The 8,350-nt window shown below is 67.8% G+C and carries 4 protein-coding genes; 3 read left to right on the plus strand and 1 reads right to left on the minus strand.

Annotated features, from left to right (window positions below):
• The first annotated feature begins 60 nt into the window (after positions 1-60).
• From ACF089_RS35740 to ACF089_RS35750, 3 genes are all read left to right on the plus strand, one after another.
• Complete coding sequence (locus ACF089_RS35740) at positions 61-4,668, plus strand: polymorphic toxin-type HINT domain-containing protein (protein ID WP_392036365.1); 4,608 nt, start codon at positions 61-63, stop codon at positions 4,666-4,668.
• 63 nt (positions 4,669-4,731) lie between these two features.
• The gene (locus tag ACF089_RS35745) at positions 4,732-5,079 is read left to right on the plus strand and encodes a hypothetical protein (protein WP_392036375.1); all 348 of its coding nucleotides are present in this window, start codon (positions 4,732-4,734) and stop codon (positions 5,077-5,079) included.
• A 249-nt stretch (positions 5,080-5,328) separates the two neighbouring features.
• The gene (locus tag ACF089_RS35750) at positions 5,329-5,601 is read left to right on the plus strand and encodes a DUF6191 domain-containing protein (protein ID WP_392036368.1); all 273 of its coding nucleotides are present in this window, start codon (positions 5,329-5,331) and stop codon (positions 5,599-5,601) included.
• 187 nt (positions 5,602-5,788) lie between these two features.
• Here the strand turns inward: ACF089_RS35750 and ACF089_RS35755 are convergent.
• The coding region (locus ACF089_RS35755) for a DNRLRE domain-containing protein (protein WP_392036372.1) at positions 5,789-8,350 on the minus strand (2,562 nt) is incomplete at its 5' end.

An 8,350-nucleotide genomic window follows, 5' to 3' on the forward strand; every position in this document is an offset into this window, starting at 1 on the left:
GATTCGGAGTTCGCGGAGAAGAAGTACCGGACGTGGTCGCAGTATCGGGGTTATGAGCGGGTGCGTACCCGTCTCGGCGCCGGTGACGATGTCAAGCAGCTGACCGAGCACCGTTATTTCCGTGGAATGCACGGTGACAAGCTGCCCACCGGCACCCGTACGTCCGTCATCGAGGATTCGCGTGGCGGTACATTCCCGGATCTCTCCCAGTACCAGGGGCAGATGCGTGAGCAGATCGCCTATGAGTCGGACGGCGGTGCGGTCGATTCGTCGACGCTGACGACGCCGTGGTCGGTGAAGACCGCGACGCGTACGCGCCCCGGGACTACGGCGCTCGAGGCGTGGATGACCCGTCCGGAGACGGTCTCGACCCGTGAGCGGGTCAAGGGTGATCTCTGGCGGACCTCGACCGAGAAGACCACGTACGACCAGTACGGTCTGCCGACCGAGGTCGACGAGACCACGCCCGGCGGCAAGCGGATGTGCTCCACGACGGAGTACGCCCGCAACCTCACGGCGTACCTCCTTGAATCGGAATCGCGAGAGGTCACCAGGCTCGGCGCCTGCGGGGCCACCGGCGGCAAGGTCATCGAGGACACCCGGACCTACTTCGACAAGCTCGCTCTCGGCGCCGCGCCCACGAAGGGCCTGCCCACGAAGGTGGAGGAGCTGAACGCCACCGGCGACGGCTACATCACCATCGATGAGACCGAGTACGACATCCACGGCCGCGACACGATCACCTGGGACGCGAAGCGGAAGCGGACCAAGGTCGACTACTTCCCGGCCACGATCGCGCGTCCGACGAAGCAGGTCTCCACGGATCCGCTGGAGCACACGGAGACGACGGAGTTCGACGACGCCCGGGGCATGCCGCGGGTCGAGACCGACGCCAACGGCAAGCGCGCCACGATGGAGTACGACCCGCTCGGCCGGCTCCTGAAGGTCTGGGAGATCGACCGGGATCCGGCGACGCAGACGCCGACGGCGACGTACGACTACACGGTCCGCCGTGACAACGAGACGATCGTCACCAGCCGCACGCTGAAGGACAACGGCGAGTACGCCGTCTCCTACGAGATCCTCGACGGCCTGCTGCGCGAGCGGCAGACCCAGGACGAGGCCATCGGCGCCGGCCGCATCGTCAGCGACACCTTCTACGACACGGCGGGCCGTGCGTGGAAGACGAACGACGGCTTCTACAACGATCTGGAGCCCAAGCCCGAACTGCTCCAGGTCGGCGACAACGAGGTGCCGTCGCAGAGCCGGACGACGTTCGACGGCATGGGCCAGCCCACCGCCGACGTCACCTACCACCGGGGCGTGGAGAAGCTCCGCACCACCACCGAACGCGACGGCGACGTCTCGACCACGATCCCGCCCAAGGGCGACACGGTCACGGCCTCTTTCGAGAACGCCGAGGGACAGCTGGAGAAGCTCCGCGAGTACAGCAACGAGGCCCGCACCGAGTGGCGGGACACCCTCTACGAGTACGACGACCTGGAGAATCTGGTCAAGGTGACCGCTCCGGGCGGCGCGGTGACCACGTTCGAGTACGACGGCCGGGGCCGTCAGACGGCTGTGGTCGATCCTGATGGCGGTCGGACGTCGTACGAGTACGACGGCACTGACGACGTAGTGTCCACGACGGATCCGAGCGGCAATACGCTGGTCACCACGTACGACGACGGCGGCCGTCCCACTTCCGTTCGCGAGGGCGGCGACACCGGCCCGAAGCGGATCGAGTGGACCTACGACACTGTGGTCAAGGGCCTCCCGACAGCCGCGATCCGGTATGACGGTGGTCGCGAGTACCGCGACGAGGTCACGGCGTACGACAACGCCTACCGCGTGAAGTCGTCCAAGGTCGTGGTCCCGGCCGAGGAGAAGGGCCTGGGTGGGACGTACTCGTACAGCTACGGCTACACCCCCACCGGAAATCTGGCGTGGGGACAACTGCCCGGCCTCGGTGGCTTGACCACCGAACAGGTGGTGTTCCGGTACAACTCCGACGATCTGCCGATCTCGATCTCCGGCGCGTCGACCTATCTGAACGGCGTCAGCTACTCCGCCTTCGGTGAAATTCTGCGCACCGAGGCGGGGCCCGCGACCAAGCGGGTCTACGGCACGTACATCTACGACGAGTTCACCCGCAGGCTCCAGCAGTCGACGTACGACCGCTCGCTGGCTCCGGGCCGGATCGCCGACACCCGCTACACGTACGACGAAGCGGGCAATGTCACCAAGATCTCGGACACCCCCGGTGCCGCGGTGGCGGGCGGCGGACAGACCGACACGCAGTGCTTCGTCCACAACAAGCTGCGTCAGATGACGTCGGCCTGGACGGCTTCCACGGACACCTGCGACCCCGCGGGCCCGTCGAAGCAGACCGTCGGTGGTCCGGACGCGTACTGGCAGAGCTACGAGTTCGACAAGGCCGGCAACCGCAGCAAGCTGGTCGAGCACGACATCACGGGCGACACCGCGCAGAACGTCACCCGCGAGTACACGTACGGCAAGCCCGGTGTGGGCGGTCCGAACGCGCTGGCGCAGGTCAAGTCGACCGGCCCGGGCGGGGAGCGGCTGAACGCCTTCACCTACGACAAGACGGGCAACACCAAGACCCGTCAGCACAACGGGACGACCCAGACGCTCGACTGGGACGTCGAGGGCCAGCTGCGATCGGTCTCGGAGCCCGTCGAGGGCGGCGGGACCAAGACCACGTCCTACTTGTACAACTCCGCCGGCGAGCGGCTTATCCGCACCGCTCACGACGGTACGAAGACGCTGTATCTGGGCGAGGCGGAGCTGACCGTCAGCGGTGATCTGCTGACCCAGAAGGCCGAGCGCTTCTACGCTCAACCCGACGGCTCGACCACGGTCCGGTCGACGGGCGGCGGCCGTCAGCTTCTGCTGGCGGACCACCATGGCACGTCCAACACGGTGGTCGACATGGTGGCCGCGGACATGGGCGTCACCCGGCGCAAGTCGATGCCGTTCGGCGAGGAGCGCGGCGCGGTGCCGTCCACCTGGCCGGGCTCGCGCGGCTTCGTCGGTGGGACCGTGGACAAGGACACCGGGCTGACCAGGCTCGGGGCCCGGGACTACGATCCCGCGACCGGCCGGTTCATTTCGGTCGACCCGATGGTCGACTACAGTCAGCCGGCCACGATCAATCCGTACGCCTACAGCAACAACGCTCCGGCGACGTTCTCGGACCCGTCCGGGCTGTTCTTCCCGATCATCATCGGGTTTGCGGCGCGGATGGCGATCCAGGCGGCGATTCGTGCGGCGGCTCGTCGTGCGGCGCAGATCGCGGCCCGCAAGGCAGCGGAGGCGGCTGCCCGTCGCGCTGCGGCGCTGGCCAAGAAGCGTGCCATCGAGGCGGCGAAGCGCGCGGCGGCCAAGGCCAAGCGTGAAGCGGCGAAGAAGGCGGCGGCCGCGAAGCGCGCCGCCGCGAAGAAGGCCGCTCAGCGTGCGGCTGCCAAGCGGGCTGCCGCGAAGCGCGCGGCGGCGGCAGCGCGGGCGAAGGCCCAGCGGGCCGCGGCCCGGAAGGCGGCTGCCAAGAGAGCTGCGGCCCGGAAGGCTGCCGCGAGGCCGAAGCCCAAGCCGAAGCCCCGCGCCCAGCCCAAGCCCAAGCCGAAGCCCTCACAGGCCAAGCGGCCCGCTGCCAAGCGGATGGTCAAGCAGGCGAAGAGCGAGGCGAAGGACACCGTCAGGGAGGAGGCGACCAACGCCGCCTGCGAGGCCAATAGCTTCGTGCCGGGGACCCTGGTCCTGATGGCCGACGGGTCGAAGAAGCCGATCGACAAGATCAAGATCGGCGACAAGGTCATCGCGACCGACCCGAAGACCGGCGAGACCACGACCAAGACGGTCTCCGCCACGATCATCGGCGGAGGCTACAAGGAACTCGTCAAGATCACCGTTCGTGATCAAGACAGCGGAGCGTCCAGCACGGCTCTGGCTGTCTCGGACGGAGAGGCCGGGGCAGCCCATGCCGCCGATTCCGCACTGGACGACGGTGAGGGACACGGCACCCCTGGTTCGGTGACGGCCACGGAGGGACACCCCTTCTGGATCGAGGCTCTGGGCAAGTGGGTCGACGCGGGCGAGCTTGAACCGGGTCAGATGCTCAGGACCAACGCCGGCACCTGGGTGCAGATCGAGGCCGTCGAGTCCTGGTCCGCGCAGCAGAGAGTCCACAACCTCACGGTCGACGACACGCATACGTACTATGTTGCAGCGGGAGTCAGCCCGATTCTCGTTCACAACTGCGAGGTCGCTGTCGACACGAATGCTGTGACAGACGCACTGTCCGGGGCGAAGACCGCCGAGGTGGACAAGGCCTTGGCCGGTCGGGCTCCTGTTCTTTCGCCCACGGCTCATCGCGAGCTTCTTGAAGGCGGCCACTCAGCGGATTCCATAGCCGGTTGGCTTTCGGCGCGTGGTGGACGAATGGGTCGCGATTCCACACCGCAGGGAGTAAGTGCTCTTCAGGGCAGGCTGCGAGCCATGTGGAAGGGTAAATCGTTCAATCCGATGATCGCTGATGATGATGCTTCGGTGCTGCATTCGGCCGCACAGGAAGGATTGTCGATCATTACGAACGACAAGAGGTTCTACAAGAATGCGGAGCGGCTCGGGTACCGCACCGAACGGTACTAGCTGCCTCGTCGGTAGCGAGCGGATGCCGCTTGCAGTGATAGGTCTCAAGGAGGTGTTCGGGTGATGGAGAGCGAACCGATGCGCAGCGATGAAATCGAAGAGATTGAAGAACTGTGCGCGGCGGCTACGCCGGGCCCGTGGTTTGTCAGGACTCTGGACGATGAGTCCGCCATGGGTCTTGTGGCGATCAGTACTGTCCCCGACACTGGACTCTCTGAGAGATGGCCAGAGTTCGACCACGGTGAAATTGTGGCCGCCACTCTGGTTCAACGTCCTCGTTATGTTGATGTCGCGGACGAATGCTGGGACGAGAATGCGGCGTTTATCGCGATGGCGCGGGAAAGTATTCCTCGGCTCGTCTCCGAGGTGAAACGCCTTCGGCGTAAGCTCCTCATGGATGAAGCGGAGTAGCCTTTCCCGGGAGGCTGCGGACATCAGTTTGTAAGCGTGTCCGTTCGCCTGCCCCGCTGTATCGCCAGCAGTACGAGCAGGGGCTTCGCTGATGATATTCAGCGGAGCCCCTGTCGGCGTCAGTGGTGTGCGGCGCCGGTCTGCCGGGGAGTCTGGCCCGCCGGGCTCCTCCTCCTTCATCGAGCCGATGCGCGACAATCGAACATCCGGACCCTTGACGGAAGGTGGGAGCACACGATGTTCGGCGGTTTGAACGAGCTGTTCGCCCCGAGTCGCCGCCACACCGAGGAGGAGCGGCAGCGACTGGAGATCACCCGGGACGACGCGGGCGACGCCGACCCCGGCCGGGGGCCGATAGACCTCCGCAGCGGGGTCGTCCTGATCCGGATGCCCGGTGCACGGGACGCGCCCGCCGAGTCCGGCGCACCGGCGGCGCCGGCGGACCCCGGCACCGAGGCTGCCCCTGGCGCCCAGCCCGGATCCGGCGCGGCCCCGGCCGAGCCCTCCGGGCGTCCCGCCTAGCCGGCCCAGTACGCCGACGGCCCGGCCCCCGCGCGGTGCGCGGGGGCCGGGCCGTCTCCGTACCCGACGAGTGCGGGCCTCCCCGGGGTCCGGTTCCCGGGTCCCGGGGAGGCTGTGGCTCAAGGGCTCAGAGGCTCAGGATCTCTCCTGGATCTGGATCTCTCCTGGATCAGGATCAGGATCCGGATCAGGAAATCGCCTTGATCGCCTGCCAGCCGCCGCTGCCGACGATGGCCGGCGGGCCGACCAGGCCGGTCCTGCGGCCGGGGAGGAACTCCAGACCGGCCGTGGCATTGGCCGTGGTGGTCCACAGGTCCGGGATGTCGTCCCCGTTGGAGTCGCCGCTCGCGGTGATCAGCGGGCGGGCGGCCGGGGTCCAGCCGGTCGCGTAGGAGACGCGGTTGGCGGAGTTCCCGAGGGACGAGGGCTCGGTGCCGCCGTCCGGGACGCCGTCGCCGTCCGCGTCGCCGCGGCTCTTGCCGTGGTAGAGCCAGACCGCGCCGTTGGTGGTGTCGCGGGCGATCAGATCGGTGAATCCGTCGCCGTTGACATCACCGGGGGAGGCGAGGGTCATCTTGCCCCAGCCGGAGTCGCCGATCGGATAGCCCGTCTGCATACCGCCGCCGCTGGTGTCGGCGGGCATGAACCAGAGCTGGTCGCCGACCACGACCACGAAGTCGGAGAGCTGGGACTCGCCGTCGGCCGTGATGTCGCCGACCGAGACCATCTGCTTGAACGCCGAAGGCTCGATCGCCTCGTTGGTCTCGAAGTTCTCCCAGACGTACATCGTCTGCCACTCGCGGCCCTCGAAGACGCCACTGCCGTCGTTCGGGAAGTACACGAGCCGGCCGTCGCTCTTGCGGGCGACGAGATCCTCGTCGAAGTCGTCGTTCACGCTGCCGCGGTGGGTCAGCAGCGCGCCGTTCCAGCTGCCGTCGGCGACCACCGGGACGGTGGTGGCGACGGCGCCGTTGCCGGTGCCGCCGTACAGCCGGAGGTCGTTCGTCCGGTCGACCGCGAACATGTCCGGGTGGCCGTCGCCGTTGACGTCGCCCGGCTTGCCCATCACGCCGGGGCTCTCCACATTGAAGCTGTACGGGTAGATGGGCCCGGCGTTCTTGCCCGCGTCGACGGCCTGCACATAGAGGATGTGCGGGCCGGGGGTGAGCGGGGTGACCGTGGCCTTCGCCGGGCCGCCCTTGACGGCGGGCTTGGCCGGGGTGTTCGGCGGGTTGCGGTCCAGGCCCCACCGGTACTCGACGATGTCGTCGACGCCCGGGGTGGAGAACTGGAACTCGCCCGGGGTCCTGGGCAGCTGCCCAGGACCGTTCTCCGGGTAGCGCTTGTCGAGGGAGACGACCGTCGGCATCACGGAGGGGGCCGTCGGGTCGAAGCCGAAGCGGCAGCCGTTCGCGCCGAGGCTCGGCGTCCAGTCGGAGGCGAACGCCGGATCGGTCACATCCTCGGTCTGGGCCTTCCAGGAGAACTGGCCCGCGCTCGCCCCCTTGTTGTCGTCCAGCAGCTTCTTGGGCACGGTCACCTGGACCATCACGCCCTTGGGGTCCTTCGCCGAGACGGTCGCCCTGACCCGCTTCTGGAAGAGCAGACCGGGAGCGACATCGCGCTTGCCCGTCGCCCACAGGTGGAACTCCACATTCACGTCACCGCCGTCCGGGTCCCAGACCCGGGAGGTCAGCTTCACGTCGGTGTTGCCGAGCGTGACGTACGCGGTTCCGTTGCCGCACTCCGAGCCGGCCTTGGTGCTGGGGATGGTGTCCATCGCCCAGGGGGCCTTCGGCGGGCGGTTGAACTCGACGATCAGCTTGGCGTCCGGCTTGAACTTCTTCCAGCTGTACTCGTCCTTGCCGTCCTCGGCGCTCTGGGGCGCACGGAGACCGAAGGTGAGGTTGGGGTACTTGTTCGCCGCGGCCTTCTGTGCCGCGTGGTTGGCCTTCAGATCGATGGCCTTGTCCGGGCAGCCGAAGGACTCATTGCCGTGGGCGTAGTTACGGGTGTCCTGACGGGTGTCCCAGGCGGGCTGCTTGTTCCAGGTGGTGCCGGAGCTGATCGATCCGGTCAGCCACAGCTCCACCGGCTTCGCGGTGCAGGACCAGGAGTGCGTCTGCGTGATCTGGAACTGGGCGTCGACCACCTTCACCCCGGCGAGGAACTTGGAGTCCACGCGGAAGAAGGAGCGGGCCGTGCCCTTGGTCGAGCTCTCGTAGCCGACGCGGGCCTCACCGGTCGTGCCGCCGCCCCAGCCCGTTCCGTTCCAGTAGCTGCTGGTCGGATGGGGCTTGTATGCGATGGTCCACGCCTGGCGCGTACCGGTGACCCGGGGGTCGATGTAGACCGGGTACGTCGTCTTCGGCGAGTCCAGCAGGGCCTGGTCCGGAGTCAGGATCAGCTTGTTTCCCGTCACCTGTACGCCGACGTCCGCGCTGTTGGCGCCCGGCGTGAGGTCGGACGGGGGAGCTGACACCGGCGCACCGGCGCTCTTCTCGGCCGGCGCGGACGCCTTCGCGCTCCGGGCGACCGGCGACGACGCCTTGCGGTTCTGCGCCGCGGGCGGCGGAGTCTGCGGCTCCGTGCCGGAGGAGTCCCACATCCGGGCGGTGGAGGTGGAGAAGACGGGCTGGCCGGCGGGGTTGAGCGCGGTGACGGCGCCGCTCTCGGGGTCCTTCTTGAGGGTGAGGCCGTCGGCCTTGAGCCCGAAGTCGATGGCGGTGAGTTCGGGGTTGTCGGCGGC

The sequence above is a fragment of the Streptomyces sp. NPDC014894 genome, from assembly GCF_043080985.1.
Classification (GTDB): domain Bacteria; phylum Actinomycetota; class Actinomycetes; order Streptomycetales; family Streptomycetaceae; genus Streptomyces.

Excerpts from the sequence above, each read along its gene's own strand:
- ACF089_RS35745 (WP_392036375.1), top strand. The coding sequence starts at position 4,732 with ATGGAGAGCGAACCGATGCGCAGCGATGAAATCGAAGAGATTGAAGAA.